The sequence below is a fragment of the Flagellimonas sp. genome, assembly GCF_965215805.1.
In the GTDB taxonomy this organism is placed as follows: Bacteria; Bacteroidota; Bacteroidia; order Flavobacteriales; family Flavobacteriaceae; genus Flagellimonas.
The window spans coordinates 2902277-2923725 of sequence record NZ_OZ244124.1 but is presented as its reverse complement, the minus strand read 5'-3'; the positions used below and the strand labels follow the sequence as shown (position 1 = coordinate 2923725).

Genomic DNA, 21449 nt, shown 5'->3' with positions numbered 1-21449 from the left:
ATTATTCCTGTTTTTGAGCTGCGGGATCGTTTTCCGGAAGTTCGTAATCCTTCTGTTTTTTACCAAATACCGAAACATTGACATAACGCTTTGGATTCAATCGGAAATCCTGTAGCAATAAATCGAGTTCCCTGGAAGCGGCCGCTAAGTTGTCATATAATTTGTCATCTTGGGCCAATTTGCCCAATGACCCCTCCCCTTTCTCTATCTTTTCCAGAACGGCGTTCAATTTTTCAACGGTGGTCTTAAAATTGGATACCGTTCCTGCCAATCCTGCGTTGGCCAAGGAATCTGAGAGTTTGGAGAAGTTGGTCGTTATTTTGTCCACATTCTTCAAGGAATTGTCCAGTTGTTCCTTGTTGTTCTCCAATAAGATACTGAACTTATCCGCGCTTACTTTAAACGATGCAATAAGCTCATTAAGGCCTGCAATGCTCTGTCTTAATTCCTTTCGGGTTTGGTCATCAAGCACCTTATTTACATTCATCAATAGGGTGTCAGCATGAGACACGGCTCCCTCGACCTTCATTTGTAAGGGGGTCAATTTTTGCTGAACCAGTTCGGTTAATCCAGGTTTGGTGTTGGTAATTAAGGTATCCCCAGACCTGGCGCTGGGTGCTCCATCAAACACAGGGTTGATTTGAATGCCTTTACCCCCTATGATTCCCGTATCATATAGCTCAGCTTTGCTGTTTTTGGAAAACTCAAAATCATTATTGATGGAAAAAGTGACCAATAATTTACCCGATCCGTCTTTGAATTTGATGCTGTTCACATTGCCAACCGCCAAGCCATTAATGGTTACCTGGGTGCCGGGTTGCAAGCCTCCCACATGATCGTAGATGGCATAAAGGGTTTTGCTGTCTTCAAATAAGGAGGAGGATTTAAGATAACTAAGGCCAAAAATGAATGCCAGGATTCCAGTAAGTACGATAATCCCAGTTTTAATTTCCCTGGATAGCTTCACAAGGTACGGTTTACGGTTCTAAACAAAATTAGGAATAATTTTGACAAAGCAACCACGGTTTTAATCACCTCTTATAACACGGTCTTAATAGGGACCCTAACCCCATTTTTGTAAGCCACAATGTAGGATGTGGTATATCCTTTGGCGTCCGCTTGGGATTTGAGCGCCTTGGCTTGATCATAGGAGGTAGCATTGCCATACATATAGCGAAATAGGTTTTTGTAAGGCTCCCTGGAGAGTTTATCCAATCCTCTAAAGTTCGCCGCATTTAGGGCTATATTTTTAGCGCTGGCCATCAATTGCACTTTGAAAATAACCTCACTTTTGGGCGCTGTTTTTATTTCCTCCTTTATAACCGTGACCGTTTCTTTTTCCTTTGAAGTATTTGTATTTGTGCCAACAACTTCTTGTTTGGACTGTCCTTCGTCCTGTTTGGTCATATGCACAGCTCCTGATGAATCTTCTATGACCACTGGGGTGGATGAGGTATCCGTCACAGTTGATATGTCATTCTTGTAGCCCAAAATGGCATCAGCTATGGCCTTTCCCATTTCTGCTTGGCCTTTGGACGAATTTAGGTACCCTCCCTCACTTTTATTGGTTAGGAATCCTGCTTCCACCAGTACACTGGGCATAAAAGTTTGGTGCAATACAATGAATCCTGCTTGTTTTACCTTACGGTCCTTGCGCTTCAATCTTTTGGTGAAGTTATCCTGTAATTTCTTACCCAACATAATGCTTTGCTCCAAAAACTCCTCTTGCATAATGGTCAATCCAATTACTGACTCTGGAGAATTGATATCATATTCGGCATAACGTTGCTCATAGTTGTCCTCTAAATAAATCACGGAGTTTTCCTTTTTGGCCACTTCAAAATTTTGACGATTGGCGTGGAGACCAAGAACGAAAGTCCCAGCTCCATAGGCATCGGAATTATGGGAATCACAATGCACGGACACAAATAGGTCTGCATTGGCCTGATTGGCTACTTCCCCGCGAACAAAAAGATCCACAAAACTGTCATCCTTTCGGGTATACACCACCTTAATATCCGGATGCTTTTCCAACTCCGCTCCTGCTTTGAGCACAATCCCCAACGCAATGTTCTTTTCGAGGTAGCCATTGCCCAAATTGCCTGGATCATGTCCACCGTGACCAGCATCCAAAACAACCACAAACTTATCTTTAGGAGGGACTTCGGTATCATTATTGGTGAACGAAGTCAGGGGGAGAACAATTAAAAGGACTATAAGAAAAGATGACCAACTTTTATTCATAAGAACTGTACAATAAAGGTGTTCCGCTAAGGTTAAAAATATTGTAATCCCCAATCAACAGAACAAAAAATATATGTAAGTTTGATCCCAAAAACTGAGCCAAACTAGCACAAAAATAGGATTTATAGCGTTGCAATCAAATAAACATTTTCTAGTTCTCCTATTTGTTCTTCTCGGTAACTTACTAATCCTAAGAGCTCAGGAAGATCCCATTATCCCTTTGCCCATTAAGCCATTGCAGGATAGTATAACAGCGCCATTAATGCCTGCCAACATTCTTAATGACTCCATTTCCACTGATTCCATTGCTACGGACACGGTAAGAGGCAAAAAACCGCTTTTGCTGGATAAAATCAAGTATAAGGCCAAGGATTATGTGAAGTTAAGCCAAAAAGACAATAAAATTTACTTGTACGACGAGGCCGAGATTTATTATCAAGACACTGAATTAAAGGCCGGGGTCATTGTAATGGACTATGTTAAAAACGAAGTGTATGCCGGACGCTTAAAAGACTCCACAGGTACCTATTCCCAGTTGCCCTTTTTTAAACAAGGAACCAATGAAGTAAGACCCGATTCCATTCGTTTTAATTTTGACACACAAAAGGCCCTTATCTGGAATTCCCGCTCCGAACAGCAAGCTGGTCTGGGAAAACTGGGGAGTGATGCCATGAAGGTCTATGCGGAAGTGACCAAAAAGGAAAACGATTCCGTTTACTTCTTAAGTGAAGGAAAATTGACCACGTCCAAGGATACGGTTGATCCTGACTACTACATCAGAATTCGAAAAGCCAAGTTTGTACCCAAACAGAAGATCATAGCTGGGTACAGTAATCTTTACATTGTTGACGTCCCAACCCCGATAGCGTTGCCTTTTGCGTATTTCCCACTAAGCCAGGGACGGGAAGGGGGGCTTATTTTTCCAACATTTGGAAATGACCCGCAGCGGGGGTATTTTATTCAAAACGGAGGGTATTACATCCCCATTGGCGATGTTGCGGACATTGCCATTACTGGGGATTATTATACCAACGGCAGTTATGGTTTCCGATCGGCAACCCGTTATCGTAAAAGGTATAAGTTCAATGGGGGCATCAATATTAGTTATGAAAACCTGATCAGAAGCCAGAAGGGATTTGACGATTTTAGCCGAACCAGCAACTACAACATCCGAATACAACATACCCAGGATCCCAAGGCTAGTCCGTACTCAAGATTCTCGGCATCGGTAAACTTGGGTAGCAGTCAGTTCTTTACCAACTCGCTGAATCAGATCAATAGATCCAATACACAGACCAACACTTTTGCTTCGTCCATTAGTTATTCCAAGACGTTTCCGGCCTATCCTTCGGTCAATACCAGTTTGACCTTGACGCACTCGCAAAATTCAAGAACCCAGGCCATAAGCATGTCCTTGCCGACATTTCAGGCGAGTATGGAGCGTATTTTTCCTTTGGCCAAACGTGATGGGATTAAAAAAGGAATCTTTCAAAATATCAACTTTCAGTATGACGTTAATGCACAAAACAGCATTACTACCACGGAGGAGGACTTTTTTACCAGTAAGATGTTTGAGGATGCCCGTGTTGGGGCAAGACACCGAATCCCTATCGGAACCAACTTTAAAGTGGCCAAATACCTCAGTGTGAGCTTGAATGGAAATTATGAGGATGTGTGGACCTTGGAGACCATCAACCGAAGGTTTGATGAAGATGAACAAACTGTGGTCACCGATACCATCGCAGGGTTTGACCGCTTTAATCGCTATAGTATGGGAGCCAGTATTGGAACCGTGCTCTACGGAACCTTTAACCGTGGGGAAGACAAGAAAATCCAGGCCATAAGACATACCATAAGACCTTCCATAAGTTATAGCTACTCGCCCTCCTTTGAAAAATTCTATGAGACCTACACGGATGGTGATAATAACGAAGTGCAATACACTCCTTTTGAAACCAGTATTTATGGTAGACCTTCCCTAAGTCGTGGGAATTCCATTGGCTTTGCCATTCAGAATACCTTGGAGGCCAAGGTACGGGATAAAGATTCCACGGTTTTGGAACCCAGGAAGGTGCAGATATTGAGCAACCTCAGCTTCTCTACCAATTATAATTTTGAAGCGGATTCCCTTAAGTTAAGTCCGGTGAACGTTAGTGGGGCCACCCAAATCATCAAGAATGTTCCCATCAACTTCTCGGCCACCTTGGATCCTTATGCCATTGATAATAATGGGCGACGTATCAACACCTTTAATATTAAAAATGGCGGTGGTCTCTTTAGATTAACCTCGGCTCGATTGAACACCGGTTTTAGGCTGGACAGCGAAATGTTCAAGAAAGGAGGAAAGAAAAGTGAGGATGATTCCAAGGATAGAGACCCTGATTACAGTGCCAACCCCTTTGAGTTGAAGGGAGCCAGGGATGGGGAATTCCAATTTGATCGAGATGAACGGGAAACCGACGATGATGTAAATAATCCATTATATGCCAATGAAATTCCTTGGGATATGCGGATTACCTATGTGGCCACATATAATAACAGCAATAGGCAAAAGGAAATTACCAACCATTCCATCATGTTCAATGGAAATGTGAAGCTAACCCCAAAATGGGAGGTTGGTGTCACTTCTGGTTACGATATTAAGAACAAAGGATTTGCCGATACCCGATTTGCATTTAAACGGGATTTGGACAGTTTTAGGTTGAGCTTTGACTGGACGCCATTTGGACGCTTTGAGCGCTGGTACTTTTTCATTGGTATAAAGGCCAATATTTTGAGTGACTTGAAATGGGAAAACCGAAGTCAACCTTTTAGAAGCGTTAGGTAAATTCGCTAACTTGTTAACATTAGCTGTACCAAAATTACATCTCCATGAAAAAAATAATCAACACTCCACATGCCCCAGCCCCAATTGGGCCCTATAATCAGGCTGTATTGATCAAGGATACCCTTTATATTTCAGGGCAAATTCCCATTGACCCCAAAACGGGCAATTTGGTAGAAGGGGATATTCAAAAAGAGACCCAACAGTCCATGGAGAATTTAAAGGCCATTCTACAAGAGGCGGGAATGACTTTTGAGCACGTTATCAAAACGTCCATCTTTATCAAGGATATGCACCAATTTGCCCAAATTAATGAGGTGTATGGCTCCTATTTTGATGCAGATACGGCACCAGCCAGGGAAACCGTGGAAGTAGCCAACCTTCCAAAGTTTGTAAATGTGGAAATTTCTATGATTGCGGTTAAATAGTTTCTTTGTGAAACTCCATTAGGCCTTCTATAGGTCTACGTCGAATTACCCCCAAAATTAAATCGTTGCGCTCCAATACGGTAGCCAATTCATCTTTGAGGAAATGTGCAATGCTACCCACAAAGTTGATGGGTACCTTGGTGGCCAATTCGAACTGCATGATGTAGTTGTTGACAAACTGTTGCAATCCTTTATCTATAACACCACGGCAGTAGGGGTGTTCCTTGTTTTCGATGATAAAACGGGCAAATGTTGCCAAATAGGTATTTGGATTGGGCTGTTTGTATAAGTTTTCCTTAATGGCATCGGCTTCCAAGTTATATTCCTTGCTAAACTTGATGCCCAAATCTTGCGGCATTTTATGGAAATAATAATCCCGAAGTAATTTTCTACCGAAAAAATTCCCACTACCGTCATCCATAAGAATGTATCCGAGGGAGGTCACTTTTTGAAAGAGTTGGTGTCCATCGTAGTAACTACAATTAGATCCAGTCCCAAGAATACAAACTATTCCTTGATGTCCAATCTTGGTTGTGGAATATATGGCTGCAAAGGTATCTTCCCGAACTTCTGCTTTTGCATTGGGGAAAAAATCTTTAAAGATTTCCTTAAGGAAGTTTTTCATTCTATCGGTGCCGCAGCCCGCCCCGTAGAAGTATAACTGACTTACGACATCCTTGTTTTTGGACAATTCAAAATTGTTGGCCAATCGGTCCTCGATTACCTCACGGGTGAGCACCTCTGGACTGAGTCCCAAGGTTTGGGTCATAAATAATTGCTCCCCTTTCTCATCCAAGGCAATCCAATCCGATTTGGTTGCTCCACTGTCAACAATCAATATCATAGGTCGGTTTTTAGTTAGGTTTCGGGAAGCGGGTGACCACTTCCCGAAATTCTATATTAAGATAGTAAATTATAGGCTTGCAACGTGCTCGGCCAAATCCACCAATTTGTTGGAATATCCAGATTCGTTATCGTACCAAGAAACTACTTTAAAGAAGGAGGAGTTCAATTCCATCCCTGCTCCTGCATCAAAAATGCTGGTTCTCGGATCCGCAACAAAATCCTGGGACACCACTGCTTCTTCGGTATAACCCAAAATTCCGGCCAAATCACCTTCAGATGCTTCTTTGAAAGCTGCTTTAATTTCATCGTATGAGGTCTCTTTCCCCAACTTAACGGTCAAATCCACAACAGAAACATCTGCAGTGGGAACCCTAAAGGCCATCCCGGTAAGCTTGCCTACTAGTTCTGGAATTACCTTGGTCACCGCTTTTGCAGCTCCAGTGGATGCAGGAATAATGTTCAATAAAGCACTTCTTCCTCCTCTATAATCTTTTCTGGAAGGTCCATCCACGGTCATTTGGGTAGCTGTGGTAGCATGAACGGTTGTCATCAAACCTTCAACAATACCAAACTTGTCGTTCAATACTTTGGCCATAGGTGCCAAACAGTTGGTAGTACAGGAAGCATTGGATACTATGTTATCAGAAGCTTTCACGTCTTGGTGGTTCACTCCCATCACAAACATGGGCGCATCCTTTGAAGGAGCAGAAATAACCACTTTTTTGGCACCGCCATCAATATGGTATTGGGCAGTTTCCAAAGTGGTAAAGATCCCTGTACATTCAGCAACGATATCGGCACCAACCTCATCCCACTTCAAGTTCTTTGGGTCTCTTTCTGCAGTAATCCTGATTGTTTTTCCATTTACAACCAAGTTTCCATCCTTTACTTCCACAGTTCCATCGAACCTTCCATGTACAGAATCGTACTCCAACAAATATGCAAGATGCTCCACATCCAACAAATCATTAATGGCAACAACATCAACGTTGTCCCTTTTCACGGTAGCCCTAAAGACCAATCTTCCAATTCTCCCGAATCCGTTGATTCCTATTTTCAAATTTGACATTTTTACTTTATTTGGTTTTAATTATGTAGTCATTATATCGGAGACACGGATGAGTTCTTCATCAATGTCCGTATGTGCTTTGATTGCTTCAGCAATCGGGGTCAAAATCAGGTTATTGTCCCGTATACCAACCATATAGTTGGATTTTCCTTCCAAGAGGCTTTCCACAGCTTTTACTCCCATTCTACTGGCCAGTACCCTATCAAAACAAGTGGGATTTCCGCCTCGTTGCATGTGTCCCAAAACCGAAACCCTTACATCGTATATAGGAAGATGTTCCTCCACATATTCTTTAAGCTCAAAAACGTTCTTTCCAATTCTATCCCCTTCGGCGACAATAACAATACTGGAAGATTTTCCTGATTTCTTACTTCGTTTCAAGGATTCCACCAAGCGCTCCAGTCCCAAGTTCTGTTCAGGAATCAAAATTTCCTCCGCTCCTGCTCCAACACCTGCGTTCAAGGCAATATGTCCAACATCACGCCCCATTACTTCCACAAAGAACAGGCGGTTATGCGAACTTGCCGTATCGCGAATCTTATCAATGGCCTCCACAACCGTGTTGATAGCGGTATCAAAGCCAATAGTATATGTAGAACCTAAAATATCGTTGTCTATGGTACCAGGAATTCCCATTACCGGAAAGTTGAACTCCTCGTTAAAAATCAGTGCTCCGCTAAAACTTCCATTACCTCCAATGACCACAAATGCGTCAATGCCTTCCTTGACCAACTGATCGTGGGCCTTCTTACGTCCCTCTGGGGTGCGGAACTCCTCACAACGAGCAGATTTCAATATAGTTCCGCCCTTGTTGATAATATTATTGACACTACGGGCGTCCAAAGTTTTAAAATCACCTTCAATCATTCCCTGATACCCTCGGTAAATCGCCACACATTCAATTTCCAAATATGCGCAAGTTCGCACAACAGAACGAATGGCGGCATTCATTCCCGGAGAATCACCTCCCGACGTGAATACGCCTATTTTCTTAATTTCTAAAGCCATTAAATGATTTAAAAAGCCAAAACTAGGAAACTTTATTTAATTTACGAATGACATACTAACTAATTTGATTTCAGTAAAATTCTCAAACGTTTTCGTGAAAATTTTATTGAATAATCAAAAAAAATAGCCCTATTTGAATGACTTTTTGGTAACGCGGTTTTTTGGGGTAAAGCGAATCAAACTATCCTTACCCATAATTTCTGTGGATTGCTCTGGTTGTGTTGTTGGAGCAGGTTGTTCTTCCTGTTTCTTGAAAATTCGCTGCATCAGCTCTTTGAAACTATTGAAATCTACCTGATAAGATAGCCCCACTCCTTGTGTATATCCTTGACGTTCAGCCCATTGCCTAATTTGATTTTCCCTATTAAAAATCTTGGCACTCAGCGTGCCCTCCTCATTCAAAAGCACTTGCACTTCCACATCGCCTGCAACAACAGATTCCGATACTCCGGCTCCACCTACAGGGACCCCCACTCTTCCATTCACCAAGATCCTATCCGATATCTGGGTAGAAACGGTGACCCCAATTCTATTCTCTGTCCGAATGTCAGCTTCAGTATTAAACTGCCCTTGCTCATAGGAAAGCCCCAAATTAAATTTATCATTTTCCCCTCCGAGAAGTTGATTGAGCAAACCTGATGCCGTCTGAATTAGGTTTCCTGTTACCGCTTGTTGGCTGATTCCAGCTTCCTCATCAACAAAGGTTCCTTGAGCCAAAAGGAAAAACGCGTTTCGTTCCTTTACCGTTGGGTCTTGGAGTCTGTACTCAAGCTCGGATTGAACCACAGAATTAGTTCCTGGAAAATCAATGTCAAAAGCTATGTTCGGGCTCTCCAGTTCCCCGTCCAACCGCACCACCACTTCGGTAGGAATTCTGGACTGGTATGCCTGACCGTCCAGCAAGGGAGCTGGGTTGGCATTGAGCCTGTACACCGCTTCCAAATCCAGTTGTGCTTCCAAGGGATCTCGCTCCCATAGAATGGTTCCTCCAGGTCGTACCTGGAATTTTTTATCAATGACTCCCCCGTACTTAAAGTTGTATTCTCCGGTAACCGCCACAAATTCCCCATACATGTTGAACTTACCATTGGTATTGATCTCAATCAACAGAATTCCTTCCCCTGTTCCCTTAAGTGAGCTACCTGTGTTTTGATCCACCACAATCTCTACCTCAGCATCCGGTGTTACAGCCAAGTCAAAGGCCATTTCCAAACCTTGATAGTCTTCCAGGGTCCGTTCTTCCTTAAAAGCCTCCGCGCTACCCTTTTCCACAAAGTTGATAAAGGAGTAATCCCCTACCGTGGTTACGTCGCTCAATGGTATTTTTAATGAGGTTCCTTTTGCCGTTGTAGCGTCAACCGCAATGGTCAATGCATCCGTGGAGCCATAAATACTTCCCGTTCCATTTATAAAACCTGTACCGTAGTAAAGGGCCTCTTCATCAAAATCGGTATTGAGAATCATGAAACGATCATTGTTGGTATCCACGTCCAAATCCAAAGACCAATCTCCAAATGCTGTATGGTTTATAGTGCCATCCAAAGTAGCCTCGGTGCCCTCCACTACGTCTGAAACCCCTACTTGTTCAAAGTAAAAGGTTTGGTCAAACAGGCGGACCCGTGAATAGGGTGCAAAATTGTAGTCCACGTTCAAATAGGGTATCCCCAGGCCTGCATCATTCAAGCTGAGAATCCCATTAATGGAAGGATTGTCCAAATTCCCCACAATTCTGGTATTACCATCCAATCTTCCCCTAATGTTGGAAATAACCCCATCACCCAATGGACTAAAGGGTTCCAATTGAAAGCCCGTGAAATTGGCAAAGAGGTTAAGCTCTTGTTGATTATTGCGATTGAACACCTTCCCGTTTACGCTCATCACTTCCTTGCCGTTATCAATCAGCCAGGAATTCACCCCAAACTGGGTGAGGTCATTGTTACCAAAAATGCCTATCTCCAAGTCGCCCATGCGCATATTGTTCACGCTAAAATCCCTCACATTTAGACTGGAAGTGGGCAAATACTTGCCATCTTTCTGAAGTATATTCAGGAATCCGTCAACCGACCCATCCAACTTTAAGCTATCAATAGTTGGGGTAATTTTGTTCAGGGAGACAATTTTAAACTGTAGGTCCAGGTCCTTATAGGTGGAATCTGCCAGCTCACCCCTTAACCTGATCTGTTCCCTGTTGTTATTGTCCATCACCACATCCTCAATACGGATACTGTCCAGGGTTTTATTCAGGATGACCTTGTTCTTATTATCCCCGTCCTTGTTCAAAACCCAAGTGTTGCCCTTAAAGTTGATATCCGATGTCTTCAATCCTATAACAGATTTGTTCTGCTGATTAAAGGTGTGGTAAAAGTTGAGCTTGTAACTGTCATCATAACCTCTTCCCCCCTTGAACTCCGTTCTAAAGAACAAGGTATCCTTCAGGGTGGTGTTGATCAGGTTAAAATCCTTTACATCATAATAAATGGTGGACATGTCGGCGACAGAAACAAACGTATTGAACAGCGGGTTCTTATTGTCTATCTTCAGCTCAATATTGTCCAGTTCATTTCCATAGGCCTTTATGCTGGGGGATTTAAAAGTTAGCTTGAAATCCCCTTCATCAGAAACTATATTGCCACGAATAAAGGTATTGGGGTCAAAGGCCACCTCTGGGAAAAAGACATCCACAATCTTATTATAGATCTTGAAATTAAAACTGAGATGTTGTCCTTCTGAAATTTCAAAAGGTTTATAGTTGGTATAAATACTTCCGATGGAATTCTGCACCAATCTGCCCAGTTCCTCCACCTTAAATTTCCCTTTTACATAGCCTGTAATGATGTCCGGGGAATTAATTTCCACCGTTCGTATGGTATCTGAATCAAAAGAAGAGGTGACAGCAAAATCGTCAAAGTAGTAGGTTTCATTCTTGTTCTGATATACGGTGTTGGAGAAACGCACTTGTCCAACAATATTATCCAAAGTACTTCCTGCAACATTCATATTAAGGTCCCCCTTAAACACAGACACGCTGTCCTGAATAAAATTCATTTTCTTGAGGTCTGCATGATCTACCGAGGCAATGAAGTTGAATTGGTTTTCATCTTCCGCAAAATCTGCCAATCCCTCAAAGGTAAATTTCACATTTTGGTCGTTACTGACCAGAGATCCATCAAAAAGCTGTTCCTTCAAAATTCCGGAGACCCTTATGTTGGTGTACATATAGTCATTGTAATCCAACTTGTAGACCTGCCCGATGATTTCGGTATTCAGGTATTCGGAAATCAAGCCTTTACCCTCCACATTTACGTCCATGGAAGTCAGGCCCAATTGCTCTTCCTCCACAAAATTTCCCAGATCAAAATCAATCAAGGAAATAAACCCAATATAGGATGCATTTTCATTGGTCTGTATGTTGGTCATTTGAAGGTCGGCATAACTGCTTCCTATGGCTGTATTCAGATTCACCTGAACATCCAAGGAGGTTTCTGTGACCTCAGCATCTCCTCTAATGGTAAACTGACCCAATTTTCGCAAGGGTGGAGGTATGGTCTTTCCCAAAATATTGGGCAAAATAGCCCTTAATTGATAGTAACTGGAGGTCAAATTCTTCATCTCCGCCTGCATCACGAAAGGTGCATCCTTGCTGAACATATTGTTGAATTCAAAATCGCCCCTGATTCCCGTTCGACCTGATTCCAGAAAGAGATTGTTCACGGACAGGGCATTCAATACCCCGCCAAAGTCACCAGAAAATGTAACAGACCTATCCTTTCCAAATTCGTTATAGAAGCTATTGACATCATTCAGGGATACAGTGGACTCGGTAAACTGGGCCTTTATGTTGACTTTGTCCAAGAATTCCTTAAAATCTTCACGGTCGTATTCAAAAACCAGCTGCCCCTTCAATTCTGATTCTTTAGTGCGAATGTTGAGCGATTCAAATCGCATATATTCCTTGGTATAGGTAAATTCCGTTGCCAGGTTTTCCAAGCGCACTCCTCTTTTACTCAGTAAAGACAACTCTTCGATATCCAAGGTCACATCAGGTCCAAGAATTTGAAAGTCCTTGGCCTTGACTTCCAAGTCCACAAAATCCAAGACCACCTGTTTTTCCACATTTTCATCGGTTAACCTGAATCTCCCGTCTGCAATTTCTATTTCATCCGAAGCCATGAAAAATGGTGGTGTACCGGGCGCCCGTGGCTGTCCGTCATCCAATTTTGCCACAAAAACATCCAGATTGGTGTCCCGTTCACCCTCATACGTCTTTAGGTTGAAGAACAATCCATCAACAGCAATGTCTCCAAATTCCATTTTGCCATTCGCCATGTTCCTAAGATTCAGAATGGAGGTGGTGAGTTTTTCAATGTAGGCCAAAGTATCTTTCTTGTAATCTTCTACGTAGATACCCTTGATACCCGTGTTCAAACTAAAAAGTGAAAGACTTACCCGATCAATGTTGATGTTGGTACCAAACTCAGTGTTGAGGGATTCGGTAGCGTATCTCGCCATCCGGGTCTGAACCGCTGGAATGGATAAAATCAACGAGCCCAAGACCATGATCAGCAGAATTGCCAATACCAAGCGCAACAGTATTTTCCTTAATTTTTTGATAGGGCTTTATGTTTTACCTTTGCTCGACCAATTTTTGTTCCAAAATCCGTGACTACAGAAAAAAAATACATCCTTGCCATAGAATCTTCTTGTGACGATACTTCGGCGGCCGTACTTTGCAATACCGAGGTGCTCAGTAATGTGGTGGCAACGCAAGAAATCCACAGGCAATACGGAGGTGTTGTCCCAGAACTGGCTTCCAGGGCACACCAGCAAAATATTGTTCCTGTGGTCCATCAGGCCTTGGCCAAAGCAAATATCGACAAAAAACAACTATCCGCCATAGCATTTACCCGCGGACCGGGACTTATGGGATCCTTGTTGGTGGGCACTTCCTTTGCCAAGTCATTGGCTTTGGGACTGGATATTCCCTTGATCGAGGTCAACCACATGGAGGCCCATATTTTAGCCCATTTTATTGACGATGAGGACACCCAAAGACCAGAATTTCCGTTTTTGGGAATGACCATTAGCGGTGGACATACCCAAATTGTCCAAGTCAATGATTATTTTGATATGATGGTTTTGGGCGAAACCTTGGATGATGCGGTTGGGGAGGCCTTTGACAAGAGTGCCAAGCTCATGGGACTGCCCTACCCAGGAGGGCCGTTGGTGGACAAATATGCTCGGGAAGGAGATTCCATGGCATATCCTTTTCCAAAACCTAAGGTGGACGGTCTCAACTTTAGTTTTAGTGGGTTAAAAACTAGTATTCTCTACTTTTTGCAACGGGAAACACAGAAAAATCCAGACTTTGTCCAGGAAAACATAAAGGACATTTGTGCTTCAGTTCAGCATACCATATTGGAAATTCTGATGGACAAACTAAAACTGGCTGTAAAACAAACCGGGATAAAGCAGGTTGCCATTGGAGGTGGGGTCGCCGCTAATTCAGGTATAAGGGCTCGATTGAAGGAAGCTGAAGAAACCCTGGGATGGAAAACCTATATTCCAAAATTTGCCTACTGTACGGATAACGCCGCCATGATCGGGATTGTGGGTTATCTTAAATTTTTGGAAGGGCAGTTCACAGACCAAAGTGTAGCGGCCAAGGCGAGATATGCAATCGGAAGCTAATGTTCAATTTTAAGTTATGAATTTTAAATGTTGAATTAGAAATCCATTGAGCATTTAAAATTTAAAACTCAACATTAAACCTTCTACTTTGGACTTTCAACTTTCAACTATTAACTATTAACTTAGCTCCATGGCTTATAGTGAAGAACTTGCAGAACGCATTAGAGCAGCAGTAAAATTGTTTCCAGAACCCTTTACCGAAAAGAAAATGTTTGGCGGTATCGCATTTTTATATGGAGGAAAGATGACTGTAGGGCCCGTTAAGGATGATTTGATGGTCAGGGTAATCTCCGAAAAAATGGAGGCGGTGTTGCAGCAAGATTTTGTAAAACCCATGGACTTTACAGGCAAACCGATGAAGGAATTCATCTTTGTGTCCCCTGAGGGGTTCAAGACAGAGGAGCAACTTCATGGTTGGATCGAGCTGGGATTGGAACACGCCAAAAGTAAATTGTAATTTATGCAGCTCTTCTACAATCCTTCGTTGGACAATAGTTTTAAACAATTCTTTTTTAACGCTGAAGAAAGCAAGCACATCGCCAAGGTACTTCGGAAGAAAGAGGGAGACATTCTTCATATTACCAATGGGATGGGTTATCTGTTTGAGGCAGAAATCTTGATTGCAGATCCCAGAAAGTGTAAAGCTCAGATCGTATCGGAAAAGAAGAGCATTCCCAAGCGCTATCATTTGCATCTGGCCGTAGCCCCTACCAAAATGAACGACCGCTACGAATGGTTTTTGGAAAAAGCTACAGAAATTGGAGTGGACAAGATTACTCCAATTATTTGCGAACGGTCCGAACGCAAGGTCATCAAACAAGAACGTATGGAGCGGGTACTGCAATCAGCGATGAAACAATCCTTGCAGACTTTTTTACCAAAATTGAATCCAGCTATTTCATATAAACAGTTTATGGAGCAGCAAGTGGAAGGGCTAAAATTTATCGCTCATTGCGAGGACGGTGAAAAAATGGAGTTGAAGAGAAGGGCAGCTGCGGATAAAGATGTTACTATTCTTATTGGTCCCGAAGGGGATTTTTCAACTGCGGAGATTCAACTGGCGTTGGAAAAAGGTTTTGTTCCTGTTTCCCTAGGGAACAATAGGCTGCGCACGGAGACAGCGGCCATAGTCGCTTGCACCACTGTTGCTATGATCAATAGCTAGCGTAAGGCCTTTTTGGTCGCCCCGACAATATCCAAATTCTCCGTTTCCACCAGGGCCATCACTGTAATCTTATCAGTTGGGGAAACCAAACTTGGGATGGGTAGGTAAGCGCCCCCATTTCTCTCAGGTGACATGATGTACTTTTCGGCAACCACAATATTGCTGTTCTTGAGTGATCTGTTTCGGTTTTCTCCACGCTTGACTTGGGTTGTGCGCTCATCCAAGACCAAAACAAACCTTACTTGTCTCCCTTCCAAATTCCCAGATAAAGTATAATCAAACTTTACTTCAGAAGATGTATGCTGAACATTGTTAAGTTGAATTGTATTTGCAGGGTTTTCTGCGGTATAGGTGTTGATCCTTGCATATAATTTTGAGGAGTTGGATCCCACAAAGTGCTCCTTTCCATTAACCACAAGCTGTGGAGTATAGTTGCTGCGGTTTCTGAACTTTACATTGTATTGTCCTTGTTTTTTGCTGTATCCCGATTTACTAAAAGGATCTTCCCAACCAATGTAATTCCAATAGTCCACATGATACGAAAGTGCAAAAACCTCGTCAGGGAATTGGTTTTTCACCTTGTCCAAAAGCCGGTCGGCGGGTGGGCAACTGGAACATCCCTGGGAGGTAAACAGTTCCAAGACCACAATGGGTTCATTGGCCACGTTTTCAACTTCCACAGGTGGACTGGGCATAACCTCAATCTTATCCGCCTTGTACAAGGTGGCCAAAGACATCCCAAAAAGTGCCATGGAAGAAATTATGATTTTTTTAATCATGAATACTGTACATTTGATTCATTGGTTAATCGGAGGTTCATGAAACTACTTACGAAACACTTGCTCTTTTTAACTTTTTTTGTGATGACCATAGGTCATGCGCAAGACGTAGCCGTACTCAAATATGGAGGTGGAGGGGATTGGTACTCCAACCCCACTGCACTGCCCAATCTGATAGCTTTTTGCAATGCCAATATTGGAACCAAAATCAATCCCGAACCACAAACCGTGGAGGCTGGTAGTATATCCATTTTTAGATATCCATATTTACACATGACCGGTCACGGGAATGTTTTTTTCACTGAGGAAGAAGCGCTAAATCTAAGAACGTACCTACTTTCTGGCGGTTTCCTTCATGTGGATGACAACTACGGCATGGAGCCTTATCTGGTAAGTCAACTGGAAAAAGTCTTTCCTGAAAAACAATTGGAAGAATTGGGAGCGGACCATCCCATTTTTAATCAACAATACAAATTCCCCAATGGCTTGCCCAAGATTCATGAGCACGATGGCAAAAGACCTCAGGCATTGGGAATCTTTGACCAAGGTCGCCTACTCCTGTTATTCACTTTTGAAAGTGATTTGGGGGATGGATGGGAAGACCCTTCCGTGCATAACGATCCTGAAGAAGTTAGATTGAAAGCCCTGCAGATGGGAGCCAATATTGTGGAATACGCATTTAAAAGTTAAACCATGAGATCCAAAACCATTGCCAACGGAATTTTAAGGGCGGTAGCCATCATAGTAGGTGTAGTGCTTATTGGCTATTTGCTGTATAAAATCCAGTCTGTTCTGGCGTACTTGGCCATAGCCGCAGTTATTGCCTTGTTGGGAAGACCCATTGTTCTGTTCCTCAGAAGAAAACTCAAATTCCCAAATACCCTGGCCGTGATTGCAACCATGGTATTTATGTTGGCTATTTTTTTGGGCATTCTGGCGTTGTTTATCCCATTGATCAACGAGCAGAGTAGAAATCTTTCCCTATTGGATATTGATTCGTTAAAAGCAGACGTCAATACCCTATACCTTCAGATTCTGGAATATTTTGGGGCAACTACCGACAGTGTAAGCCATTTGATAGAGGACTCTGATTTGGAGAAGAATGTTCTGGAAGGATTAGATCTTGGCTTTATTCCCAACTTTCTTAACTCCTTCATGAATGCCTTGAGCAGTTTTAGCATTGGTCTTTTCTCGGTGCTGTTCATCTCTTTTTTCTTTTTGAAGGACAGTAAACTTTTTCAAAACGGGATGCTCACTTTTGTCCCCGATGACAAGGAAAACAACTTGGTAAAGTCTGTTGACAAAATCAATAATTTGTTGTCCAGATACTTCGCGGGAATCCTGTTGCAATTGTTCATCCTCTTTGTAATTTATACCATAGCCCTTTTAATTGTGGGGGTGGAAAATGCCATCGTGATTGCATTCCTTTGTGCTCTTTTCAACATCATTCCGTACATAGGTCCGATCATTGGCGGAGCCATCATGCTCACCCTGACCATGACCAGTTTTTTGGGTGCGGATTTCAGCACTGTAATTCTCCCCAAAGCCATGTATGTTTTGATTGGTTTGGTAATCGGTCAATTGATCGATAATTTCTTTTCCCAGCCCTTTATTTTTTCCACAAGCGTGAAGTCCCATCCCTTGGAAATCTTCTTGGTGATCATCATTGCAGGCTTGCTTTTTGGAGTCGTTGGAATGGTAGTTGCCGTACCGGGATATACGGCAATTAAGGTGATTTTGAAGGAGTTTTTAGCGGAAAACGAGGTCGTGAAAAAGCTAACAAAAAACTTATAGTATCAGTTTGAATAAATTGATATTAAATACTGGTGTTCAAAACTTTATAGAAAATAATTGGAATACTGACATCATGTCAGTTTTGCTTAAGAAACCGCTTTTTGAGGGCATTTCACAAAAAGAGCTTGTGATACAGCTTGAATCCAAAAAAAAGTGTGGTGAAAAACTACCAACCTGGTTCCAAACACCAACCATTTACTACCCTCCCAAACTGCATATTGAACAAACAAGTTCAGAGCAGACCGCAGGTTACAAAGCAAGTTTGATCCAAGGAAAAAAACTGTTGGATCTTACTGGAGGATTTGGCGTGGACAGCTACTTTTTTTCATTCCAATTTGAGGCGATTTTTCATTGCGAAATGAACACGGATTTGAGCCAAATTGCGGATCATAATTTCATGGTTTTGGATAGAAAAAACATCACCTGCATTCCTAGTGATGGATTGGATTTTTTGAAAACAACCGAACATACTTTTGATTGGATCTTTGTAGACCCCTCCAGAAGGAATGATAAAAAAGGAAAGGTGTTTTTACTTGAGGATTGTTTGCCCAATTTACCAAAACATCTTCCGTTGCTTTTTGAAAAAGCATCCCGAATCTTGATCAAAACCTCTCCCCTTTTGGATATAAAACAGGGCATCCAAGAACTCAAATTCGTAAAAGAGATTCACGTGGTTGCGGTTCAAAATGAAGTAAAGGAACTTCTATACATTTTGGAACAAGGTTATGCTGAAGAAGTCAGGATTAAAACAGTCAACCTATTTCAAGACCAACAAGATTGTTTCGATTTTGACCTACAGGACGAACAACGGATAAACGTTCAATTGGGAATACCCAAAAACTATCTTTATGAACCCAATGCGGCCATTTTAAAATCTGGCGGATTCAAATCCATTGGCAAGTCCTTTGAGGTTGGGAAACTGCATCAGCATTCCCATTTGTACACTTCGGAAAATCGCTTGAATTTTCCGGGTAGAGCTTTTAAAATTGTAGAAGTCCTACCCTATTCCAAAAATGGAATGAAATCCTTATCAAACTCCAAAGCCAACGTAAGTACCCGCAACTTTCCCCTCTCCGTTTCCGAGCTGCGTAAAAAGCACAAGATCAAGGATGGCGGGGAAACTTATCTGTTCTTTACCACGGATAAGGACAACAAGCGAATTGTTATCGTATCACAAAAGTGTAATTGATAACAGTTTAAAAGGGGTAAGGCGAAAAGCAGATACCTAATCCATGGACGACATCCATTTAATAAATCCATTGAGCCAACCGTTCAATAAAGTATGGTTCAGTCCCAGTGCAAATCCATGTCCACCTGAAGGATAAATATGCATTATTGCCGGCACCTTATGGTTCTTTAGGGAGCTATAAAACCTAAGACTGTTTTCAACCACTACAGCTTCATCGTCCGTGGCATGCAATAAAAATGTTGGTGGAGTATCGGCGTTCACATGCAGCTCGTTGGAAAAACGCTTTATAAGCTCATCTGACCCTTGGTCTCCTAACAGGGCTTCCCTAGACCCTCGATGGGTTATCTTATTGTCCAAAGTGATCACAGGATAGATCAATGCCATAAAATTGGGTCTAGCCCCAAGATCGTCCGCCTCATCCTGTTTTTCATAGACATTGTCATCATAGTGAACGCCCAAGGTTGAGGCCAAATGGCCGCCAGCTGAAAAGCCCATGATTCCAATCTTGTTGGGATCAAGGTTCCATTTTGGTGCCATCTTCCGTACCAACCTAATAGCCCTTTGAGCATCTTGCAAGGGCACTTCATGCCTGTTTTTAACTATGGATTTGGAATTGGGCAAACGATATCTTACCACAATGCCCGCTATTCCCTGGGCATTGAAAGCTTTGGCAAAATCCACTCCCTCCCAGTTGTACGCCAATCCTTGATAGCCTCCACCCGGAAATAACAAAATGGCTTTCCCTGTATTGTTTGGAAGACTTGGAAGATATACCTCTATGGATGGTTGTTGTACGTTGCGCACCCAGCGAATATTTTCCAAAGTATCCACTTCCCTTTCTCCTATGTCTATCTGATTGGGTACGCTTTTAGGCCACAGATTCATAATTGTATCTTGCCCAAATAGGCCATGCATAAACAGTAGCATGAAAACAAGAAATAGGTAGTATCGTTTCATATTCTTTTTGGTTTTAATCACAATCCCATTTAAAATCTGCTATCTTATCATTGGAACCGGCAGATAAGTTATAGTGCCACCACTCTGTTCGGATGGACCAAAAACCATGGGCCTCCATAGTCTCCTTCAACAATTTCCTATTGTCCAAGATGTTTTGGGGCAAATCCATATTATCGTGATAGGCACGTTTACCGAAGAAATCGAAATCCGTTCCCATATCCAATTCTTTCCCCTCCATATCTACCAAGGTGATATCCACGGCACCTCCTTTATTATGGATGGATCCTTTCACCGGATCGGCAACATATTGCGGATTGGGCACTATTTTCCACATCTTAAACTGAACACTATTGGGTCGGTAGCAATCAAAAAATTTGATTCTAAACCCCTTACTTAAGAAATCCTTGTTTACTTCGATCAAGGCTTTGGCTGTTTTAACCCTAGTGTAACATTCCGCACAGTCATACACCTTGGCCTTTAAAAAGTTGTTTTCCGTGGCGTACCTCATATCATATGCGAAATCATCACTAAAATCGGCCAATCGTACAAAAGTGGTATCCGCCAACCCCTCAAAAGATTTAAAAACACGTTTTGGAGCCTCAACTATAGTGTCCTTTGTTTCTTGTTGCACTGTTTGTTCCTGAGAGGTGTTAGCTTCATTTGGTTTTTCTTTGACCTCTTTACATGCAGCGATCAAAACTATCACTATGAGCAAAAGCTTTTTCATCTTATTCGTTTTTGATTGGCAAACCAAGTATATAAGGAATCGGTGGTATAGGCCCGTTCCCATGAATTATGTCCAACATTCCTATATCGGGTATACCTCACTTTGTAATTCATTTTCCGCAGCTTTTCCACCATTTTATCCGATTCTTCTACGGATATCACCTTGTCATCCTCGCCATGGAAGACCCAAATAGGCATGTTCTTATCTATCCAATGCGCGTAGGGCAATGGGGTCATTCCACAGACCACAGCCATGGCTGCAAAAGTGTTGGGATGTTGGGTAGCTAATTCCCAGGCTGCACTTCCACCCCGGCTTAAACCCGTTAGATAAATTCTATTTATATCTACATTATTTGTGGTCACCACAGAATCCAAAAGTTGTTTTACAGCCTCAGCGTTCCACCATTTCTTTTTATGTGGATTTTGGGGAGCCAAGACCAAAAAAGGAAATTGTTTGCCCTCAACCAAAAGTTTGGGAGGACCATTTTCCTTGATTTCCTCCAAATCGCCTCCGGCTTCTCCTCCCCCATGCAAAAACAGCAACAAACCGAAACTTTGATCACCATCGGTTTCATAATCGTGGGGATAGTACAGATAGTATCTAAGGTTTTCCCGAGTGACCGTTTCAACGCTATCCTCAATAATCTGTGTCTGCGCGGAACAGGCTTGAAGTAGAAAGAAACTGCACAACACAAAAAGCTTGCACCAAGGTCTAAGGATTTGCATACCCCA

18 protein-coding genes are annotated in these 21449 nt (G+C 42.4%); 8 read left to right on the top strand and 10 right to left on the bottom strand.

Annotation, left to right across the window (positions count from 1 at the left end; genetic code table 11):
* Position 1: 1 nt before the first annotated feature.
* A complete protein-coding gene (locus ACOOE0_RS12895) occupies positions 2-967 on the bottom strand; it encodes an MlaD family protein (protein ID WP_420399313.1) in 966 nt (321 codons plus the stop codon).
* 71 nt (positions 968-1038) lie between these two features.
* Entirely contained in the window at positions 1039-2244 is a 1206-nt protein-coding gene (locus ACOOE0_RS12890; protein WP_420399312.1) for an N-acetylmuramoyl-L-alanine amidase family protein, read from the bottom strand.
* Positions 2245-2506: 262 nt separating this feature from the next.
* Here ACOOE0_RS12890 and ACOOE0_RS12885 point away from each other — a divergent pair, with 262 nt between their 5' ends.
* Both ACOOE0_RS12885 and ACOOE0_RS12880 read left to right on the top strand, forming a co-directional pair.
* Positions 2507-5071 (top strand): putative LPS assembly protein LptD, encoded by a 2565-nt coding sequence (locus ACOOE0_RS12885; protein WP_420399311.1) that lies wholly within the window; start codon positions 2507-2509, stop codon positions 5069-5071.
* A gap of 44 nt (positions 5072-5115) precedes the next feature.
* A complete protein-coding gene (locus ACOOE0_RS12880; RefSeq protein ID WP_420399310.1) occupies positions 5116-5496 on the top strand; it encodes a RidA family protein in 381 nt (126 codons plus the stop codon).
* Here the strand turns inward: ACOOE0_RS12880 and ACOOE0_RS12875 are convergent.
* From ACOOE0_RS12875 to ACOOE0_RS12860, 4 genes are all read right to left on the bottom strand, one after another.
* Entirely contained in the window at positions 5489-6340 is an 852-nt protein-coding gene (locus ACOOE0_RS12875; RefSeq protein WP_420399309.1) for an N-acetylglucosamine kinase, read from the bottom strand. The genes ACOOE0_RS12880 and ACOOE0_RS12875 overlap by 8 nt on opposite strands.
* A gap of 69 nt (positions 6341-6409) precedes the next feature.
* Positions 6410-7411: a type I glyceraldehyde-3-phosphate dehydrogenase gene (gene gap / locus ACOOE0_RS12870; protein WP_420399308.1), complete on the bottom strand. Its 1002-nt coding sequence runs from the start codon at positions 7409-7411 to the stop codon at positions 6410-6412.
* Between the two features lie 21 nt (positions 7412-7432).
* Positions 7433-8419: a 6-phosphofructokinase gene (gene pfkA / locus ACOOE0_RS12865; RefSeq protein WP_420399307.1), complete on the bottom strand. Its 987-nt coding sequence runs from the start codon at positions 8417-8419 to the stop codon at positions 7433-7435.
* 129 nt (positions 8420-8548) lie between these two features.
* Positions 8549-12976, bottom strand: coding sequence for a translocation/assembly module TamB domain-containing protein (locus tag ACOOE0_RS12860; RefSeq protein WP_420402228.1), 4428 nt, complete (start codon positions 12974-12976; stop codon positions 8549-8551).
* A 102-nt stretch (positions 12977-13078) separates the two neighbouring features.
* On the opposite strand from ACOOE0_RS12860, the gene tsaD reads away from it, so the two are divergent.
* From tsaD to ACOOE0_RS12845, 3 genes are all read left to right on the top strand, one after another.
* Positions 13079-14107 (top strand): tRNA (adenosine(37)-N6)-threonylcarbamoyltransferase complex transferase subunit TsaD, encoded by a 1029-nt coding sequence (gene tsaD / locus ACOOE0_RS12855; RefSeq protein WP_420399306.1) that lies wholly within the window; start codon positions 13079-13081, stop codon positions 14105-14107.
* Positions 14108-14237: 130 nt separating this feature from the next.
* On the top strand, positions 14238-14564 hold the full coding sequence (locus ACOOE0_RS12850; protein ID WP_420399305.1) for a TfoX/Sxy family protein: 327 nt from the start codon (positions 14238-14240) through the stop codon (positions 14562-14564).
* 3 nt (positions 14565-14567) lie between these two features.
* Positions 14568-15272: a 16S rRNA (uracil(1498)-N(3))-methyltransferase gene (locus ACOOE0_RS12845; protein ID WP_420399304.1), complete on the top strand. Its 705-nt coding sequence runs from the start codon at positions 14568-14570 to the stop codon at positions 15270-15272.
* Here ACOOE0_RS12845 and ACOOE0_RS12840 read toward each other — a convergent pair.
* Positions 15269-16051 carry a DUF1223 domain-containing protein gene (locus ACOOE0_RS12840; RefSeq protein WP_420399303.1) on the bottom strand — a complete coding sequence of 261 codons (783 nt, stop codon included), beginning with the start codon at positions 16049-16051 and terminating at the stop codon, positions 15269-15271. The genes ACOOE0_RS12845 and ACOOE0_RS12840 overlap by 4 nt on opposite strands.
* Positions 16052-16090: 39 nt before the next feature.
* On the opposite strand from ACOOE0_RS12840, the gene ACOOE0_RS12835 reads away from it, so the two are divergent.
* The 3 genes from ACOOE0_RS12835 (at position 16091) to ACOOE0_RS12825 (ending at position 19034) form a co-directional block, all read left to right on the top strand.
* Complete coding sequence (locus ACOOE0_RS12835) at positions 16091-16741, top strand: DUF4159 domain-containing protein (RefSeq protein ID WP_420399302.1); 651 nt, start codon at positions 16091-16093, stop codon at positions 16739-16741.
* Between the two features lie 3 nt (positions 16742-16744).
* A complete protein-coding gene (locus tag ACOOE0_RS12830) occupies positions 16745-17845 on the top strand; it encodes an AI-2E family transporter (RefSeq protein ID WP_420399301.1) in 1101 nt (366 codons plus the stop codon).
* Between the two features lie 73 nt (positions 17846-17918).
* Positions 17919-19034: a THUMP-like domain-containing protein gene (locus ACOOE0_RS12825; protein ID WP_420399300.1), complete on the top strand. Its 1116-nt coding sequence runs from the start codon at positions 17919-17921 to the stop codon at positions 19032-19034.
* A 36-nt stretch (positions 19035-19070) separates the two neighbouring features.
* Here ACOOE0_RS12825 and ACOOE0_RS12820 read toward each other — a convergent pair whose 3' ends face one another.
* From ACOOE0_RS12820 to ACOOE0_RS12810, 3 genes are read right to left on the bottom strand one after another with little or no spacing between them, the layout of a single operon-like run.
* Positions 19071-19991, bottom strand: a complete 921-nt coding sequence (locus ACOOE0_RS12820; protein WP_420399299.1) for an alpha/beta hydrolase — start codon at positions 19989-19991, stop codon at positions 19071-19073.
* A gap of 13 nt (positions 19992-20004) precedes the next feature.
* The gene (locus tag ACOOE0_RS12815) at positions 20005-20718 is read right to left on the bottom strand and encodes a M15 family metallopeptidase (protein ID WP_420399298.1); all 714 of its coding nucleotides are present in this window, start codon (positions 20716-20718) and stop codon (positions 20005-20007) included.
* Positions 20715-21443 carry a dienelactone hydrolase family protein gene (locus tag ACOOE0_RS12810; RefSeq protein ID WP_420399297.1) on the bottom strand — a complete coding sequence of 243 codons (729 nt, stop codon included), beginning with the start codon at positions 21441-21443 and terminating at the stop codon, positions 20715-20717. Before ACOOE0_RS12810 ends, ACOOE0_RS12815 begins: the two co-directional genes overlap by 4 nt.
* Between the last annotated feature and the right edge of the window lie 6 nt (positions 21444-21449).

Bases quoted from the DNA above. Each gene is read 5' to 3' on its own strand.
- gap (WP_420399308.1), bottom strand. From the start codon at position 7,411: ATGTCAAATTTGAAAATAGGAATCAACGGATTCGGGAGAATTGGAAGA.
- ACOOE0_RS12880 (WP_420399310.1), top strand. From the start codon at position 5,116: ATGAAAAAAATAATCAACACTCCACATGCCCCAGCCCCAATTGGGCCC.
- ACOOE0_RS12875 (WP_420399309.1), bottom strand. From the start codon at position 6,340: ATGATATTGATTGTTGACAGTGGAGCAACCAAATCGGATTGGATTGCC.
- ACOOE0_RS12825 (WP_420399300.1), top strand. From the start codon at position 17,919: ATGTCAGTTTTGCTTAAGAAACCGCTTTTTGAGGGCATTTCACAAAAA.
- ACOOE0_RS12840 (WP_420399303.1), bottom strand. From the start codon at position 16,051: ATGATTAAAAAAATCATAATTTCTTCCATGGCACTTTTTGGGATGTCT.
- ACOOE0_RS12820 (WP_420399299.1), bottom strand. From the start codon at position 19,991: ATGAAACGATACTACCTATTTCTTGTTTTCATGCTACTGTTTATGCAT.
- ACOOE0_RS12860 (WP_420402228.1), bottom strand. From the start codon at position 12,976: ATGGTCTTGGGCTCGTTGATTTTATCCATTCCAGCGGTTCAGACCCGG.
- ACOOE0_RS12810 (WP_420399297.1), bottom strand. From the start codon at position 21,443: ATGCAAATCCTTAGACCTTGGTGCAAGCTTTTTGTGTTGTGCAGTTTC.
- pfkA (WP_420399307.1), bottom strand. From the start codon at position 8,419: ATGGCTTTAGAAATTAAGAAAATAGGCGTATTCACGTCGGGAGGTGAT.
- ACOOE0_RS12850 (WP_420399305.1), top strand. From the start codon at position 14,238: ATGGCTTATAGTGAAGAACTTGCAGAACGCATTAGAGCAGCAGTAAAA.
- ACOOE0_RS12815 (WP_420399298.1), bottom strand. From the start codon at position 20,718: ATGAAAAAGCTTTTGCTCATAGTGATAGTTTTGATCGCTGCATGTAAA.
- ACOOE0_RS12830 (WP_420399301.1), top strand. From the start codon at position 16,745: ATGAGATCCAAAACCATTGCCAACGGAATTTTAAGGGCGGTAGCCATC.
- ACOOE0_RS12890 (WP_420399312.1), bottom strand. From the start codon at position 2,244: ATGAATAAAAGTTGGTCATCTTTTCTTATAGTCCTTTTAATTGTTCTC.
- ACOOE0_RS12885 (WP_420399311.1), top strand. From the start codon at position 2,507: ATGCCTGCCAACATTCTTAATGACTCCATTTCCACTGATTCCATTGCT.
- ACOOE0_RS12835 (WP_420399302.1), top strand. From the start codon at position 16,091: ATGAAACTACTTACGAAACACTTGCTCTTTTTAACTTTTTTTGTGATG.
- ACOOE0_RS12845 (WP_420399304.1), top strand. From the start codon at position 14,568: ATGCAGCTCTTCTACAATCCTTCGTTGGACAATAGTTTTAAACAATTC.